The organism is Thermobispora bispora DSM 43833, from assembly GCF_000092645.1.
In the GTDB taxonomy this organism is placed as follows: domain Bacteria; phylum Actinomycetota; class Actinomycetes; order Streptosporangiales; family Streptosporangiaceae; genus Thermobispora; species Thermobispora bispora.
In genome coordinates, this window is record NC_014165.1 from 3,866,581 (window position 1) to 3,883,288 (window position 16,708).

Genomic DNA, 16,708 nt, shown 5'->3' on the forward strand with positions numbered 1-16,708 from the left:
TGTGCCTCCTCAGCGAAGCTTCGGATCGAGGGCGTCGCGTACGGCTTCGCCCAGCATGACGAAGGTGAGCACGCACAGGGAGAGGAACCCGGCGGGGAAGAGCAGCGCGTGCGCACCCGAGCGGATGTACTGGGCGTGATCGGCGATCGCGATACCCCACGAGATGACCGGCGAGCGCAGCCCGATGCCGAGCAGCGAGAGGGTGGCCTCGGCCCCGATGTAGCTGCCGATGGTGATCGTCGCGTAGACGAGGATCGGCGCGAGCGAGTTCGGCAGCAGGTGCTTGACGATGATGCGCATCGGGCCGGCCCCGAGCGCGCGGGCGGCCACCACGTAGTCCTGGTGCTTGGCCTGGATGATCGCGGACCGGGCGATCCGCATGAGGATCGGCCAGCCGAGCAGGGCGAGGGTGATGATCACCACCGTCATGATCATCGCCCGGCTCGGGTTGGACTGCACCGGGGCGATGGTGCCGAGGATGATGATCGCGCCCAGCACGTACGGCACGCCGAGGAAGATCTCCCCCACCCGGGAGATGATCGAGTCCACCCAGCGGGAGTAGTACGCGGCGATGATGCCGGCCACCCCGCCGAGCACGACGGTCGCGAGGGTGGCGAGCACGCCCACGACGATCGAGGTCCGCGCCCCGTAGATCGTGCGCGCGTAGACGTCCCGGCCCTGCAGGTCGTACCCGAACCAGGCCTCCGCGCTCGGCCCTTCCAGGCTCTTGGCGAGTTCGGCGTAGTCGGGGTTCTTCTGCGTGAAGAGCTGCGGGAACGCCGCCATCAGCAGGAAGAGGATGAGCAGCGCCAGCGAGAACCAGAAGAGCTTCCGCCGCTTGAGATCGTCCCAGCTGTCCCGCCAGAGGCTGCGCGGCTTCTCCGCCGAGAGGCCGTCGCCCCGCGGCTGCTGTGCGAGGTCCATCAGGTCGGGCGCCGCGGTCGGTTCACTCATAGCGGATCCTCGGGTCGAGCATGCCGTAGAGGAGGTCGACGATCAGGTTGGTGAACAGGTACACGAGGACGAGCAGCGAGGCGACCGGCACGACGATCGTGTAGTCCTGGCCGAGGATCGCCCGCCAGAGCAGGCCCCCGATGCCGTGGATGTTGAAGATGCCCTCGGTGATGATGGCGCCCGACATGAGCGAGCCCACCTCGGTGCCGAGGAAGGTCAGCGCCGGGATCAGCGAGTTGCGCAGCAGGTGCACGCCGACGACCCGGCGGCGGGGGAGACCCTTGGCGATCGCGGTGCGGACGTAGTCGGCGCGGAGGTTCTCCACGATGCTCGTCCGGGTGAGCCGCGCGGTGAAGGCCATGTTGAGGCTGGCCAGCACGAACGCGGGGACGATCAGCTCGGAGAGGCGCGCCTCGGGCGACACCGTGGGCTCGACCACGTGGAGCTGCACCCCGAGCAGCCACTGGAGCACGTAGCCGGTGACGAACACGGGGAGGGAGAGGAGGAACAGCGTGGAGGCGGCCACCGCGTTGTCGACGAAACCGCCGCGCCGGAGCCCGGAGAGCACGCCTGCGCCGATGCCGATCAGCGCCTCGATGGCGACGGCGAGCAGCGCGAGCCTGATGGTGACCGGCCAGGCGCTGGCGAGCTGATCGATGACCGGCACCTGGTTGAAGTCGACCCCGAGGTTGCCGGTGAGGAGGTTCTTGAGGAAGTTGAAGTACTGGACCAGCAGCGGCTGGTCGAGGCCGAACTGCTCCCGCATCGCGTTGACGTAGTGGTCGGGGCAGGGCCGCTGCCCGCACCGCGCGGCGAAGGGATCTCCCGGCAGCTGCCAGACCATGTAGTTGATCAGGAACGTCGCGCCGAGCAGCACGGGGATGAGTTGCAACAGGCGCCGAATCGTGTATCGGCCCATGCGCACCTCCAGTCGGACACGGACGGTCTGATGCCCACCCCGGATCGGTGACGGGGTAAGCGTTACGGACAGTCACCGAGGCCGGCTCCGGTCGGGAACCGGCCTCGGGACATGGGCGAACTGGAGGCTTACGCTTCCTTGATCGCGATGGACAGCGGATCGAGGACGCCGAACGGAGTGACCTTGACCCCCGTCACCCACTTCGAGGTGCCGGCCTGCAGCCCGTAGGACCACAGCGGGATGGCGGGCATGTCCTCGGCCAGCATAGCCTCGGCCTCCTGGTAGAGGGCCAGGGACTTGGCCGGGTCGGTCTCGCGGTCGGCCTCGCTCAGCTTGGCGTCGAGCGCCTTGTTGCTGTAGTCACCGTCGTTCGACGAGGCGCCGGTCTTGTACAGCGGGTTCAGGAAGTTCTCGATGTGCGGGTAGTCCATCTGCCACCCGGTACGGAACATTCCCTTGATCTTCCGCTGCGTGACGAGGTCCCGGAGCTCGGCGAAGGTCGGGGTGGCCTTGCCGACGACGGTGAAGCCGGCGTCCGGGCCGAGGGCCTGGTTGATGCTGTTGGCGACGGCGTCCACCCACTCCTTGTGCGCGGAGTCACCGTTGTACCAGAGCGGGAACTCCTTCGGCGGGGTGTAGCCGGCGGCCTTCGCCTTGGCGAGGTACTCCCGGGCCTTGGCCGGGTCGTAGGTGCAGAACTCGCCGCAGGCGCCCGGCTTGTAGCCCTCCACGATCGGGGAGACCCAGCCGTCGATCGGGGTACAGCCGTTGTTGAAGATCTTCTCGGTGATGGTCTTCCGGTCGATCGCGAGCGAGAGCGCCTTCCGGAAGTCCGCGTTACCGCCGTACTCCTTGTCGTACAGCGGGAAGGTGATCGTCTGGACGACGCCCTGCTGGCCCTCGATCGCGCGGTCGCCGAGGTCGCTCTTCCACTTGTCGCCGGCGAGCGCGGACGGCGGGACGAGCTCGGTGAAGTCGAGGTTGTTGGAGAGCAGGTCGGCGTAGGCGGCGTCGTCGTTCTGGTACATGCGGTAGACGATCCGCTTGACCTTCGGCTTCTCCGCCCCGTGGTAGTCGGGGTTCGCCTCGACCACGATCTCCTTGTTGTGGTCCCACTTCACGAACTTGAAGGGGCCGTTGCTGATCGGGTTCTGGGCGAAGCCCTTGGGGTCCTTGAAGAACGCCTCGGGGAGCGGCGCGAAGGTCGAGTACCCGAGCTTGGTGCGGAACACCGCCTGCGGCGCCTTGAGCGTGACCTTGAAGGTGAGCTCGTCGATCACCTCAAGGCCGGACATCTTGTCGCTCTTCGGGGTGGGCGCCTCCTTCGGGCCGTCCGGACCGTCCGGGTCCTCGGTGTAGACGTCCTCGAAGCCCTCGATGTCGGCGAACCAGGGAGCACCGATCTGCTGGTTCGGGGAGTACGCGGTGTAGTTCCACGCGTCGACGTAGTTCTTGGCCGTGACCGGGGTGCCGTCGCTCCACTTGAGGCCCGGCTTGAGCTTGATCGTCCAGACCCGGTTGTCGCTCGTCTCGATGGACTCGGCCTGGTCGAGCTCGGGAGCCGCGGTGTCCGAGTTGTACTTCACCAGCTTGCTGTAGATGAAGTCGGCGATCGTACCACCGCAGGTCTCGTTGATGTTGCCCGGCACGAGTCCGGTCTGGGGCTCGCAGCCGCGAATATAGACGGTGCCGTCGGCAGCGCGCGGGTTCGTCTCGCTGCCGGAGCCGCCACCGCCACCGCCGCACGCGGCGACGCCGAGGGCGAGCAGCGCGGATCCGGCAGCGATCTTCGCGCCCTTAGTCACGCGCATAGTGGACTGATCCTCCCTCTAAGGTTGGGCGTTGGCACTGGCCTGGTCCCGACTTCGATGGGCAGGTCAAAACCGCATACGCCCTGCCAGTTGATGGCGAGCATCTCTCAGGAGTGCCGATGGTGGCGTCTCCGACACGTTGCAGTTCAGAGACACGTTCGCCGCCGGGCTGACACGGCCGGGCGCTCACGGGACCCGCGATCGTCGGCGACAGGGCCCGGCACCTTGAGGGCCGAGCACCTATTCTTGACCGGGTGAGCCTGCGAGACCCGTGCCGTTGTCCCCCCGCCACCATGTCCTGGGCTGCCGTTGACCGGACCTCCGCCGCGGCCACAGTACCCGAGGACGCCGGCGAGCCGGGGGACCAGCATCGCGAGCTCCTCACCGACCACCATCCAGTAGGGCATTCACTAGGGTCCATGCCATGAGCCAGCCGGAATCCGCGCTCGCGGACGCCCAGGGGGACGGCCGAGCTTCGGAAGATCTGGCCGCGCTCGCCAGGCGTTACGGTCTGCGACGCGCCATCGCGCGCCCCAGCATGCCCGCCTACCTGCGCCAACTGTGGGACCGGCGGCACTTTATCGTCACCTACGCGACGTCGAGGAACGTTTCGAAATACTCCGAGTCGGCCCTGGGACAGCTGTGGCAGGTCCTCACGCCCCTGCTCAACGCGGCGGTCTACTGGCTGATGTTCGGGGTCATCCTCGACCAGCGCAAGAACATCGACAACTACCCCGCCTTCCTCATCACCGGGGTGATGGTCTTCACCTTCACCCAGCGCACGGTCATCGGCGGCGCGAAGTCGGTCTCCTCCAACCTCTCGCTGATCCGGGCGCTCCACTTCCCCCGCGCCGCGCTCCCGCTCGCGTACGCGTTCCAGGAGCTGCAGCAGCTCTTCTACTCGATGGCCGTGCTGCTGGTGCTCGTGCTGGTCACGGGCGAGCCGGTGACCTGGCTGTGGCTGCTCATCCCGGTCCCGCTCGCCATGCAGCTCGTCTTCAACATCGGGACGAGCCTGTTCATGGCCCGGGTCGGCGCCTTCGTCCGGGACGTCAACCAGCTGCTGCCGTTCATCACCCGGACCTGGCTCTACGCCTCCGGCGTCTTCTACAGCATCGCCGAGCGGACCAAGGATCTTCCGGACTTCATCCGCTGGGTCCTGGAGTTCAATCCGGCGGCCGCGTATATCGAGTTCATGCGCCATCTCCTGATATATGAGCGCATGCCCGAACGCTGGGCGTGGACGACCTGTCTATTCTGGGCGGTGTTCGCGCTGATCGTCGGCTTCTGGTACTTCTGGCGGGCCGAGGAGAGGTACGGCCGTGGCTGAGCTCACCGAGAACGTTTCCGAGAAGGCCCCTGAGACGGCCGCCAAGGCGTCTCAGGCCGCCGAGGCCGCCGCCCCGGCCTCCGGGACCGCCGCCAAGGGCGCCGCCACCACGCCCGGGGAGCGGGTCCCGACCGTGATCGTGGACAACCTCCACATCGTCTACAAGGTGTACGGCAAGCCGTCCGACGCGCAGAAGGGCAACGCGGCGAACGCGCTCCTGCGCATCCTGCGGCGGCAGGGCCGGCCGGAGATGAAGGAGGTCCACGCCGTCCGCGGGGTGACCTTCGTCGCCTACCACGGCGACGCGATCGGGATCATCGGCCGGAACGGCTCGGGCAAGTCGACCCTGCTGCGCGCCATCGCCGGGCTCCTCCCCCCGCACAAGGGCGCGGTGTACACCCGCGGCCAGCCCTCTCTGCTCGGCGTCAACGCCGCGCTGATGAAGGAGCTCACCGGCGAGCGGAACATCGTGCTCGGCTGCTACGCCATGGGCATGACGCCCGCCGAGGTGCGCGCCAAGTACGACGAGATCGTCGACTTCTCCGGCATCGGGGAGTTCGTCAACTTCCCCATGTCCACGTACTCCTCCGGCATGGGGGCACGGCTGCGGTTCGCCATCTCCTCGGCCAAGACCCACGAGGTGCTCCTCATCGACGAGGCCCTCGCCACCGGTGACCGCGAGTTCCGGCGCAAGAGCCAGGAGCGCATCCGCCAGATGCGCGAGGCGGCGGGCACCGTCTTCCTGGTCGCCCACAACCTCGACGTGATCGAGGAGACCTGCAACCGGGTGATCTGGTTGCACAAAGGGAAGATCAGGATGGAGGGTGATCCCAAGGAGGTCATCAAGGCCTACAACAAGGCCTGACGATCGCACGATCGCATTGGAGGGGTGAAGTGCAGACACCGCCGCCGATCCCATATGAGTATCTCCCCGCCGTGCCGTCGCTGACCGTGGAGAGCGCCGACGTCCGCGACGGCGAGCGGCTGGCCGAGGCCCACGTCTTCAACGGCTGGGGGATGTCGGGGCAGAACCTCTCCCCGCACCTGCGCTGGTCGGGTGCGCCGGAGGGCACGAAGAGCTTCGCGGTGACCTGCTTCGACCCGGACGCCCCCACCGGGAGCGGGTTCTGGCACTGGCTGCTGTACGACATTCCGGCCACCGTCACCGAGCTGCCGACCGGGGCCGGCACCGGCCCGGAGTTCAAGGGCCTGCCCGCCGGGGCCAAGCACGGCCGTAACGACTTCGGGGCCAACGAGTACGGCGGCGCCGCCCCGCCGCCGGGCTGGCCGCACCGGTACGTGTTCGCCGTGCACGCCCTCAAGGTCGAGAAGCTCGACGTGCCCGCGGACGCCACCGCGGCCGTGATCGGCTTCAACATCACGGCGAACACGCTCGCCCGCGGCTACATCGCACCTGTGTACGAAACGAAATAGCCTGCGCCCTCCCCATCGGCTATCATTCGAACACGAGTTCGATGGAGGAGGGTGGCATGAGCGACCTGGCGAGGGCGATCGACAAGCTGGCCGCCGAAGATCCCTCGGAGCTGCCGGTCGGCGTGCTCACCGAGCAGCTCATCGACCTGCACTGGCAGATGGCCCGGCTGCAGGCCCAGATCGCTCGGCGCACTCACCTGCGCGCCTGGCTCAACTGAAAGCCCCGGGCGGGTGGCCCACGGCCCGGGGCAGGACACACGAAGAAACGGTCGGCGCCTGTCACCAGGCGTCGACCGTTTCAGCGTTCGGTGCGGGGTGCGCCGCTAGCAAGCGCTGGCGGTGGAGGCCGCCGACAGGTTCTGCTGCGTCGTCGAGGTGACGACCGGGCGGCGGGCGGCGGTGGTGGCCGCGGCGTCGCCGGAGCCGTTGCCCTTGCACTTCCGGCGCGCGAGCGTGGCCGAGGCCTTCGCGTTCACGTCCGCCACCACGGTGGCGGTGACGTCGGCGGTCTGCTGAAGCGTGGTACCGGTCGCGGCGGCCGGGGCCTGCACGGTCTGCTGGACGGCACCGGCGGTGCCGGCGACCTGGTTGGTGACGCGCTTCGTGGTCTGCTGCGCGGCCGTGCTCGCGGTCTGCACCGCCTCCGGAGCGGGCGTCTCGCAGGGGACGATCGCGAGCAGCCCGCTGGCGGTGCCGGCGGTGGCGGCGACGGTGCCGCTGAGGTCGAGGAGCGCGGTGAGCTGGGCGTTCAGGTCGAGCCCGGCGCTCACCACGGCGCCGGCCGCGGCCGCGGCCGACAGGGTGGCCTGGGCGGCGTTGGCGGTCTCCGCCACGACGGTGGCCGCGGGCCGGCCGACCTCGGCGGCCGCATTGAGCGCGGCGTCGACCTTGGCCGCCACGGTGGCGTCCACGTTGGCCTTCGCGTTGGCGACGGCGTTCACCACGGCGGCGAGGTGGGCCTCGATCGTGGCCAGCACGTTCGCGCTGACCTCTGCCGTGGCGTCGGCGAGGACGTCGGCCGCGAGGCTGGCGGCGGCGTCCAGGTGGCCGTTGGCCTCCGCCGAGAGGCCGGTGAGGGTCCCGCTGGCCAGGGAGACGATCGCCTCGAGGTCGGCACGGAGCCGCGCGGTCAGCCGCACCGTGAGGTCGGCGGCCGCCGCGGCCTGGGCGTTGACCCCAGCGGTCGCCCGGGCGACCGCGTCGCTGGAGAGGTGGCCCAGGATCTTGGCCAGGGAGTTGACGCGAGACTGGGTGCACACCTCGTTGCAGACCTCGGCCTGGGCGGGCGCGGCGACCATGCCGGCGATGCCGACCGCTACGGCGACGACGGCTGTTCTGACCACTCGTTTCATTAACTTGCCCCCGGTTCAATTCCGTTTCACGAGAGTGGGAATGTCGAACCCAAGAACCCCCGTGCGTCGGCGCGCGCCGACAAAGAACGACGGATTTTCTATCACTTCCGCCACGGTCCCGATCCCGGCCTTTACCTGGGGTTACGCCGCGGCCGACCGGGGGAAAATCCGGATATCGACCGACCGAGGAAACCGGGGTGGTCAGCCGATCTCCCAGCGGGGAGAAAGGCACGGTAAACGACTCGCAGCGGCTCGGGAAACGAAGTTTTCCATCGGCTTTTAGCGCTGGCGCGCGTCGCCGCCGCGGCGTGCCGTACGGACGCGCTCACCCGCGCGGGTATTCACGACATATCTCGAAAAGCGCTAGCCTGCCGGTGTGACCAGTCTGACGCCGTACGCCGGTGATGACCCCACGATGCGCGCCTCCGACGCGGACCGCGACCGCGTCGCCGCGATCCTCGGCGAGGCGCTCGCCGCGGGACGCCTCACCAGCACCGAACACGCCGACCGGCTCGACGCCGCGTACGCCGCGGTGACCATCGGCGACCTCATCCCGCTGATCAAGGACCTGCCCGCGACCGCCGGCACCGGGGCACCGGCCGTACCGGAGAGCCACGAGATCTCAGCGGTGCTCAGCAAGATCATCAGAGGCGGCCGGTGGGTCACCGGGCGGCGCACCGTGCTCCGGGCCGTGTTCGGGGCGCTGATCGTTGACCTGAGCGACGCGGTCATCCCGGGCCGCGAGCTGACCCTCGAGCTGAACGCCTTCTGCGGGAAGATCATCCTGACCGTCCCGCCGCACGCACGGGTGATCGACGAGGGCGGCGCGTTCTGCTCCAAACGCACGGTGATCGCGGACGCCGGCGGCGACGGCCCGCTCATCCGGGTCACCGGCGTCCCCCGGTTCAGCAAGGTGATCGTCCACCGCGCCTCCGGCCGGTGAACCCGGACCACGGGGCGCAGACCCACGAGGCCTACCATTTCGCCATGAGTCCTGGAGCGCGGGTGTCGCCGATCGCCGTGGACGCCATGGGCGGCGACAACGCGCCGGGCGAGATCGTCGCCGGGGCCGTCCAGGCGGTCCGGGAGCGGAACGTCCCGGTCGTCCTCGTCGGCCTGCCCCAGCAGCTCGAGGAGGCGCTCGCCGAGCACGACGCGGTCGGGGAGATCCCCATCATCCGCGCCGAGGAGGCGCTCGGCATGGACGAGGGCGCGCTCGCCAGCCTGCGCCGCCCCCGGTCGAGCATCGCCGTCGCCTGCCACCTGGTCCGGCGCGGCGAGGCCGCGGCCGTGGTCTCCGCGGGCTCGACCGCCGGTGTGGTCGCCACCGGCCGGCTGCGGCTCCGCGCCCAGCCCGGCGTGATCCGGCCGGCCATCGCCGTCACCCTGCCGACCCTCCCCCAGCCCACCGTGCTCATCGACGCGGGCGCCACCGCCGACGCCAAGCCCGAGATGCTCGTGCAGTTCGCCCACCTCGGCACGGCGTACGCCGAGGTCGCCCTCGGGCTGCGCCGCCCCCGGGTCGGCCTGCTCACCATCGGCACCGAGGCCGAGAAGGGCAACAAGCTCGCGCGGCGGGCCCACGAGCTGCTCAGCACCGCACCGGGGATCCACTTCGCCGGCAACGTCGAGGGCCACGACCTGCTCACCAGGGTCGTGGACGTGATCATCACCGACGGTTTCACCGGCAACATCGCGCTCAAGGCGCTGGAGGGCAGCGTGCGCTACGCGTTCGACCAGCTCCGCGAGGCCATCGCCGGGAGCCGGATGGCGCGGTTCGGCGCGCTGCTCCAGCGCTCCCGGCTCCGCGAGCTCCAGCGCAGGCTCGACCCCGAGACGCAGGGCGGTGCCGTACTCCTCGGCCTGAACGGGACCGTGGTGATCGCGCACGGCGCCTCCCGGGCGGGGAGCATCGCCTCCGCGTGCGAGCTCGCGGCGCGGCTCGCCGCCCAGCGGATCGTCCAGCGGATCGGGGAACGGATCGCCGCCGCGCCCAAACCGCACCGCCTCTGGTGACCGGCCGGGGCCTCTGGTGACCGGCCTTGGCCCGCGCCGGCGACCGGCCCCGATCCCGGGCGCCCCTCGCGACCCGGCCGGAGCCCTTCCGGCCGCCGATAAGCTTGATGTCCATGACCGACCCGCAGCTCCTGCTCACCGAGCGGGTCCAGCAGGCACTGGGCACCGCGTTCGGCCCGGAGTACGCCGAGGAAGACCCGCTGATCAGGTCCTCCCAGTTCGCCGACTACCAGGCGAACATCGCGCTCAGCCTGGCCAAGCGGCTCCGGCGTGCGCCCAGGGACGTCGCCCAGGACCTGCTCGGCGCGCTCGACCAGACCGGCATCACGGCCGAGGTGAGCGGGCCGGGCTTCATCAACATCACCCTGAGCGACGAGTGGATCGCCGAGCAGGCCGAGCGGCTCCTCCAGGACGAGCGGCTCGGCGTGCCGAAGGTCACGCCGCAGACCGTCGTGATCGACTACTCGGCCCCCAACGCCGCCAAGGAGATGCACGTCGGCCACCTGCGGACGACGATCGTCGGCGACACCCTCGCCCGGACCCACGAGCACCTCGGCAACCGGGTGATCCGGCAGAACCACCTCGGCGACTGGGGCACGCCGTTCGGCATGCTCATCGAGCACCTGCTCGACGTGGGCGAGGAGGAGGCGCTGCGGAGGCTCGCCGCGGGTGAGGGCAACGCCTTCTACCAGGAGGCCCGGAAGAAGTTCGACACCGACCCCGAGTTCGAGGAGCGGTCCCGCCGCCGGGTGCCGCTGCTCCAGGGCGGCGACCCGGAGAGCCTGCGGCTGTGGGGCGAGTTCATCGAGTACACCAAGCGCTACTTCAACAAGGTGTACGCGATGCTCGGCGTCACCCTCACCGACGAGCACATCGCCGGCGAGAGCATGTACAACCCCATGCTCGCCGACGTGTGCGACGAGCTGGAGAAGGCGGGGATCGCCAAGATCAGCGACGGGGCGCTCTGCGTGTTCCCGCCCGGGTTCACCGGCCGGGACGGCGCACCTCTCCCGCTCATCATCCGCAAGCGGGACGGCGGGTACGGCTACGCCACCACCGACCTGGCCGCGATCCGCTACCGGATCCGCGACCTCAAGGCGGACCGGATCCTCTACGTCGTCGGCGCCACCCAGTCCCTCCACTTCCAGATGGTCTTCGCCACCGCGCGGATGGCCGGCTGGCTGACCGACGACATCCGCGCCGAGCACGTGCAGATCGGCAGCGTCCTCGGCAGCGACGGCAAGATGTTCCGGACCCGGAGCGGTGAATCGGTCAAGCTCACCGACCTGCTGAACGAGGCGATCGTCCGGGCCGACGCGGTCATCGCCGACCGCGGCTACGAGCCGGAGGTGCGCGAGCAGATCGCCCGCAAGGTCGGCATGGGCGCGGTCAAGTACGCCGACCTGTCGGTCAGCCACGACAGCGAGTACGTCTTCGACTTCGACCGCATGCTCGCGCTGACCGGCAACACCGGGCCGTACCTGCAGTACGCGACCGCCCGGATCCGCTCGATCTTCCGCACCGGCTCGATCGACCCCGGTTCGGTCACCGGGCCGATCCGGCTGGGCCACCCCACCGAGCGGGCGCTCGCGCTGCAGCTCCTCAAGTTCGGCTCGGTCGTCCAGGCGGTGGCCGACCTGTCCGAGCCGCACCGGCTGTGCGGTTACCTGTTCGAGCTCGCCCAGGCGTTCACCGCGTTCTACGAGAACTGCCCGGTGCTGAAGGCCGAGGACGAGGAGGTCCGGCGGTCGCGGCTCGCCCTGTCCGCGCTCACGCTCCGCATCCTGCTCCAAGGGCTCGACCTGCTCGGTATCGACGTTCCTGAGCGCATGTGACCCGGCTTCCGGGAAGATGTGAAGCGCGTCGTTCGGCGCGCCTCATCCGCCCTTGCCCCGCCGAGGGTCTACTCTGACCCGGGCAAGGGAGTGCCTGCCGATCCCTCGGGAGCGTTTTCCGCGTGAGCATGACCAACTCAGACTCGCAACCGGGCAACGAAGCGGAGCCTCCGGGCCGAACAGGTGATTCCCGAGCAGCGGGAGCACCCGGCATGCCGCCCGGGCAGGCGGCGCCGGCGAACGTGACCGAGCTGCACCGGTACGCCCAGGCGCTGATCGTCCAGCTCACCGCCGACGGCACCGCCCCGGAGCCGCCGCCCGGCGTCACCGACGTACCGGACCACTGGCTGGCCCCCGCCGTGGCCGCCCTGGTGCGGATCATGGCCGGCGAGGACGCGCACGAGGCCGTGGAGCGGGCCAGCCGGCTCGATGCGGAGCGCACCGCCCTGTTCCTCTGCCTCGCCCTGGCGGTCTGCGGCCTGGGCGACCGCGTGCACGCCTCCTGGCTCGGCACCGCCTTCGGCGAGCTCGCCGCGGACCGGCCGGTCACCCCCGGCCAGCGCGCCCTCTGGCTCGCGGCCGCACGGGGCGCCTACGGCCCGGTCGGCAAGATCTTCGTGCTGCGCAAACTCGACGCCACGGCCGTACCGGCCGAGGACGAACGCTGGCTCAAGGCGCTCGTCCCCGCCGAGCCGGAGGTCACGGCTCCCCCCTCGCTCGACGGCTTCTCCGAGCTGGCCGACCTGCCGGAGATCGCGCGGTCGCTCAAGGCCGCCGCCACGCTCCGCCGCCTGCGGGAGCGGTGCGCCGAGATCGTGGCCACCCCGGCGACGGGTGAGGTCACCAAGGTCGTCCAGGGGACCATCTGGGCGGAGGACGAACCCCTCGCCGTGCTCCGCTCGCTCATCGGGCAAGAGGACCGGGAGCCACCCCTGGGCTCGCTCACCGAGCTCCTGCTCCGCGACATCCGCCCCGGCGGCGACCCGCACCTCGCCGCGCTCGCCCTGCACGTCGGCGCGCCCGCGGTGAAGGCGTCGGCCGAAGCGCTGCTCGAGGTGGTCCGCCGGCCACCGCCGGACTCCGTCACCGTGTCGCTCCTCGGCCATCCGGTCACGCTCCGGCCGGAGGGCCCGGACCAGGAGTCGCTCGCCGCGGCCGAGCAGCGGATCGCGGCCGAACGGCTCTCCGGCCGGCCGCGCCCGTGGGGCGCCTACGCGCTCTTCGGCGTGGCGGCCGTGCTGGTCGTCCTCGGGTTGCTGCTCTTCCCGCCGCTGGCCGTCGCCGGCCTCGGCGCCGCCGGAGGGGCCGGGTACCTGCTCTGGCGGCACCGGGTGGCCGAAGGGCAGGAGATGCGGCAGGTGCAGAAGCGGATCAGCGAGCTCTCCGACCTCGCCGACAAGGCGGTGTGGGCGCTGCACGAGTACGCCCGGGAGCTGGAGGCGCGCGCCGAGGCGGCGGCCGAGGACGTGGCCGAGCTGACCCGGATGCTCCGCCGGGGTCCCCGCGCCGCGTGACCGGCGCCGCAGGCTCTGCGGCACCGCGGGCTCTGACAGGGCGGCCGGGCCGAGCCGTCGGCTGCCGGTACGGGTACGGCCCGGCCGGTGGGCGAAGGATCGCCGCATCTACGGCGGTAGGCGCCCCGGGGGCGCCCGCTCGGTGGGCGCTGCCGGCCGGTATGGACGCCTGGCCGGCGCAGCCGTGCGGCGAGGTGGACGCCTGACCCGGCGCGGATGTGTGGCCGGACGGACCGCGGCCGGACGGACATGCGGCCAGGGCACATTCCCTCGTCCATCACCACCAGCGCGCTAGGCGGGCAGGACAGGCCTTCGCGGCCGCCGACCCGATCGCGCCCAGATGGCGGTACGGCCCGGGTGGCCCTGAATCGGCGCGTGACCGGCCGGTGTGGAAGGCCGACCGGCGGAAACGCCCGGGCGTTCACATCCGGGGATCGCGAGGATAAGTGGCCTGTGTTTGGGGCGCCCTGGACGGGCTCGGGACCTCGGCCGTGCGGTGCCGTACGGACACCGGCCCGGACCGCGCGGCGGTATGCCGGCCCATCGCGGCGACCCGCTCCATGCCGGACGTGGCCGGGCAGGCCGCGGTCCGGCACCGGGTCACGTCATGCGGTGGAGACCTCGACGTTGGCCGGAGTGATCAGGAAGACCTTGTCCGCGATACGCTCGATCCTGCCCTCGCAGCCGTAGGCGAGCCCGGCGGCGAAGTCCACCATCCGAGTCGCCTCGGCCGTGGACATGCCCGCCACGTCCATCACCACGGTGTGCCCTTCGCGGAAGTGGCGGCCTACCGTCAGCGCGTCGTCGTACTTCTTGGGGCGAACCATCACGATGCGAGCAGGCTCGGCGACCGGCTGCCAGCGCTTCGCAGCACGCTCAGCGGCAGGCATCCACTCGTCGTCGTACTCTTCCTCGTCGTAGGCCTCGTCGTACTGCTCCACACCACCCAGGCCAAGGTAGCTCGCCACCTTGCGCACTGCCCCCATCGGCTCGTCCTTTTCCGGCTCGTCCTTTCCGGGCTTGCCCCGACACGAGGGACCGTAATCGCGCGGTTCAGCCCGCACCCGGCGACACGCCCGGTGATTTGAATTTTTTTGGCTGGACAATGTGGAGGGCCAGGAGCTGGGTCTCCACGAGGATTCGCGCTATGCGTCCAGCCTAACCAGCCGAACCTGCTACCAGCCGGGAACCCCTGCTGCCTACGCGTTCGCCCGTACGCGGTGAGTTCCCTCTCAGAGCCCGGGTAGTGCCCCGCCTCGCACCGCATGACCTCCTCAAGCACCGAAGATGACCCCGCCGCATCGCCTTATGCGTCCCTTGGCCGCTCTAATGATCAAGACGCACGACCGCCGGATCGAGTTCGGCGAATAGGCAGTGACCTAGCTCACAAAATAGGCAACATAACGAGCGATGTCGACGATATTTCTCGCCGTGTCTTCGGCGTGTCTCCGCGAGTTGTGATCACATCTGCACAGGATGCGCAATCCGGGTACGGCATTTCGCCACTGATTGCGCTGGTCAGCACGGGCGCGTCCGGAATGCGCCTCCGCTCGGGTGCGCGGTGGACCGAGATCCGGCCCGGGCTCTAAGGACGCGCCTCGCCGGCCCTCAAGCGGCAGGGATGCTTCTGACGGCCATCCGATCGGCGCGTCGCCGCGGAGGACGGGAACGGGCGGTTGCGGACGCGGCCCGGCCGCGGTGCGGGACGCTCGTGAGAGGGATCGCCACACGGCTGGGAGATTGCGCACCGGCCGCTCGGGCGAGAGCGAACTGCGCTGAGCCACGCTCCCACGCAGCGGAGATCGCTCCGGTGAGGCCGAGGGGTGCTCGGTGAGCCGGACAGCGCAGGAGCGGAATTCGTCGGGAAACTCCGCGATCTGAGGCTAGGGGTTGGGCCGGCGCACGGCGTCCCTCCGCCGCCGGGCCCACCGGTGCGGGACGCCCAGCGCCCCGCGGAGCGCTTCTCGATCTCCATGCCGAGGCGGGCGAGCTCCCGGAACCGTTCGTCGGTGAGGTCCAGGGCGGCCCCTTGGCTGAATGTGTGCGCGGAAGGGCAGCGGCCGAGCGCCCCCTATTGCCCGGGCCGATTGCCTCTCGGCGACCCGTGGAACGGTTGGCGACGCCACGGCGCCGGGGAAGGCGAGGACGGGAAGCCACCCCACGTATGCGAGCCTCATCCCTTCGATTCCAGTGATCCGTACGGCCCGCATACGTGGCGATCCTCGCGACCCGCACGCCCGGTGGCCCGCGCAATCCGCATACCCAGCGATCCGCGCAGCCCACAGGCCTGACGCCCGTCTCCCCAGCGATCCGCGCGGCCCGTATGCCTGGCTCCGCCCTGCCCCATGCCTGGCGAGCCGGCGCACCTCGCCGCGCGAAAACCTGGTGGTGAGCCCCACTCGGGGGTTGGCAGGTCCCTTGGCCGGGCAGGCTGCAGCTGACCAACGGTCCGGGAGCCGGCGTGCCTGGTCTCGGCTGGCACGGACGCCGGCGGTAATGCTCTCGAATACCGCAACTCCTGCATACCGGAGCGGAGCCTCTCACATCCCAGGCCGACAGCTCGCCGCCTCTCTTGATCCCACCGCATCCGGGCTCGGCAGCGCGATCACTACCTGACTCGCTGATGGCCGATGCGGATGCCGGCGGGCGTCAGGACGTGAGGGTGGTGTCAGGGCGCGCGGATCGTGGGCCGCTGCTCGCGTCGGGCCGCCTCGCCATCACCGATGGTGCGCTCGAGGCCCGGGCGGCCGTTCACCGCGCCAGCGGCTCTTGACCGACACGTGCCGAGGCCGCTCACGTGGTGGCCGAACCCGTCCGCGCGATTCTCCCCTGGTTCCCCGGGCGGAACGATCGGGCGTGGTGACGGGCACTACAGAGCTACGGAGCGGCTGCGAGCGCCCCAGTGCACTGACTGACGATCGCCGGCGCGCCGACGTGTCAGCCCGCTTCCGGGAGCACCCGGAAGGAAGTCATCAATGATCACGGCATGGTGATGACCGCTCCGACCCGCGATTCCGGATTGAGATGCGTCACCACGTCGGTGGGCTGACCGCCATTTGCGAAACCACGGCGCTTCGGCACAGGCGCTCGCATGGCCGCACCGGTACGGGAATCGCCGGCACTATGAGCGTGCCGGACAATGACGGATGGTGGAGCCGGCGCGGGTTTTGACGATCTGGCAGCCGTAGCTTCGCCCTCGCTCAGGCGAGGACGAGCACGTCGAGCACTCCGTTGAGCCGGCTCGCGCGTCGCCGATTGCGCGAATCGCCGAGAAATGAGTGAGCCGCCCGATAAGGGCGGCTCACCGAGATCTGTGTTGCGGCGACGACCTACTCTCCCACACCCTCCCGGGTACAGTACCATCGGCGCTGGAAGGCTTAACTTCCGGGTTCGGAATGTGACCGGGTGTTTCCCTTCCGCTATGGCCACCGCAACGTCTTGTGTCAGTCAACCGGTCACCCCGGTCATCCGGCGCCGACGGCGTGATACGACATCGCCGGATCACGCTCGTTGGTCGCCGACCGGAGTGCGACGGCCTCCCGA

The 16,708-nt window shown here is 70.1% G+C and carries 13 protein-coding genes and 1 rRNA gene; 8 read left to right on the top strand and 6 right to left on the bottom strand.

The annotated features are described in order from the left end of the window. Positions 1 to 9: 9 nt before the first annotated feature. From TBIS_RS16450 to TBIS_RS16460, 3 genes are all read right to left on the bottom strand, one after another. Positions 10 to 954, bottom strand: coding sequence for an ABC transporter permease (locus TBIS_RS16450; RefSeq protein ID WP_013133532.1), 945 nt, complete (start codon positions 952 to 954; stop codon positions 10 to 12). Then, positions 947 to 1,873 (bottom strand): ABC transporter permease, encoded by a 927-nt coding sequence (locus tag TBIS_RS16455; protein ID WP_013133533.1) that lies wholly within the window; start codon positions 1,871 to 1,873, stop codon positions 947 to 949. The genes TBIS_RS16450 and TBIS_RS16455 overlap by 8 nt, the downstream gene beginning before the upstream one ends. 128 nt (positions 1,874 to 2,001) lie before the next feature. After that, entirely contained in the window at positions 2,002 to 3,678 is a 1,677-nt protein-coding gene (locus tag TBIS_RS16460; RefSeq protein ID WP_206771185.1) for a peptide ABC transporter substrate-binding protein, read from the bottom strand. 430 nt (positions 3,679 to 4,108) lie between these two features. Here TBIS_RS16460 and TBIS_RS16465 point away from each other — a divergent pair, with 430 nt between their 5' ends. The 4 genes from TBIS_RS16465 to TBIS_RS19380 are packed head-to-tail and all read left to right on the top strand — an operon-like array spanning position 4,109 to position 6,666. Beyond that, complete coding sequence (locus TBIS_RS16465; RefSeq protein ID WP_013133535.1) at positions 4,109 to 5,014, top strand: ABC transporter permease; 906 nt, start codon at positions 4,109 to 4,111, stop codon at positions 5,012 to 5,014. Next, positions 5,007 to 5,879 (top strand): ABC transporter ATP-binding protein, encoded by an 873-nt coding sequence (locus tag TBIS_RS16470; RefSeq protein ID WP_013133536.1) that lies wholly within the window; start codon positions 5,007 to 5,009, stop codon positions 5,877 to 5,879. Before TBIS_RS16465 ends, TBIS_RS16470 begins: the two co-directional genes overlap by 8 nt. A 29-nt stretch (positions 5,880 to 5,908) precedes the next feature. After that, positions 5,909 to 6,448, top strand: a complete 540-nt coding sequence (locus TBIS_RS16475) for a YbhB/YbcL family Raf kinase inhibitor-like protein (protein ID WP_013133537.1) — start codon at positions 5,909 to 5,911, stop codon at positions 6,446 to 6,448. A 56-nt stretch (positions 6,449 to 6,504) separates the two neighbouring features. After that, positions 6,505 to 6,666, top strand: coding sequence for a hypothetical protein (locus TBIS_RS19380; protein WP_013133538.1), 162 nt, complete (start codon positions 6,505 to 6,507; stop codon positions 6,664 to 6,666). Between the two features lie 105 nt (positions 6,667 to 6,771). On the opposite strand, the gene TBIS_RS16480 is transcribed toward TBIS_RS19380, so the two are convergent. After that, the gene (locus TBIS_RS16480) at positions 6,772 to 7,791 is read right to left on the bottom strand and encodes a hypothetical protein (RefSeq protein WP_041431741.1); all 1,020 of its coding nucleotides are present in this window, start codon (positions 7,789 to 7,791) and stop codon (positions 6,772 to 6,774) included. A 385-nt stretch (positions 7,792 to 8,176) separates the two neighbouring features. Between TBIS_RS16480 and TBIS_RS16485 the strand changes: the two genes are divergently transcribed. The 4 genes from TBIS_RS16485 (at position 8,177) to TBIS_RS16500 (ending at position 13,165) form a co-directional block, all read left to right on the top strand. Beyond that, positions 8,177 to 8,743 carry a DUF1707 SHOCT-like domain-containing protein gene (locus TBIS_RS16485; RefSeq protein ID WP_241019775.1) on the top strand — a complete coding sequence of 189 codons (567 nt, stop codon included), beginning with the start codon at positions 8,177 to 8,179 and terminating at the stop codon, positions 8,741 to 8,743. A gap of 44 nt (positions 8,744 to 8,787) precedes the next feature. Next, the gene (gene plsX, locus TBIS_RS16490) at positions 8,788 to 9,816 is read left to right on the top strand and encodes a phosphate acyltransferase PlsX (RefSeq protein ID WP_013133541.1); all 1,029 of its coding nucleotides are present in this window, start codon (positions 8,788 to 8,790) and stop codon (positions 9,814 to 9,816) included. 113 nt (positions 9,817 to 9,929) lie between these two features. Further along, on the top strand, positions 9,930 to 11,651 hold the full coding sequence (gene argS, locus TBIS_RS16495) for an arginine--tRNA ligase (RefSeq protein WP_050760717.1): 1,722 nt from the start codon (positions 9,930 to 9,932) through the stop codon (positions 11,649 to 11,651). 212 nt (positions 11,652 to 11,863) lie between these two features. Beyond that, positions 11,864 to 13,165 (top strand): hypothetical protein, encoded by a 1,302-nt coding sequence (locus tag TBIS_RS16500; protein WP_013133543.1) that lies wholly within the window; start codon positions 11,864 to 11,866, stop codon positions 13,163 to 13,165. A gap of 605 nt (positions 13,166 to 13,770) precedes the next feature. Here TBIS_RS16500 and TBIS_RS16505 read toward each other — a convergent pair. Together TBIS_RS16505 and rrf are read right to left on the bottom strand one after the other, a co-directional pair. Beyond that, positions 13,771 to 14,151 (bottom strand): cell division protein SepF, encoded by a 381-nt coding sequence (locus TBIS_RS16505; RefSeq protein ID WP_013133544.1) that lies wholly within the window; start codon positions 14,149 to 14,151, stop codon positions 13,771 to 13,773. A gap of 2,330 nt (positions 14,152 to 16,481) precedes the next feature. Next, positions 16,482 to 16,598, bottom strand: a 5S ribosomal RNA gene (gene rrf, locus TBIS_RS16510). Positions 16,599 to 16,708 lie beyond the last annotated feature (110 nt).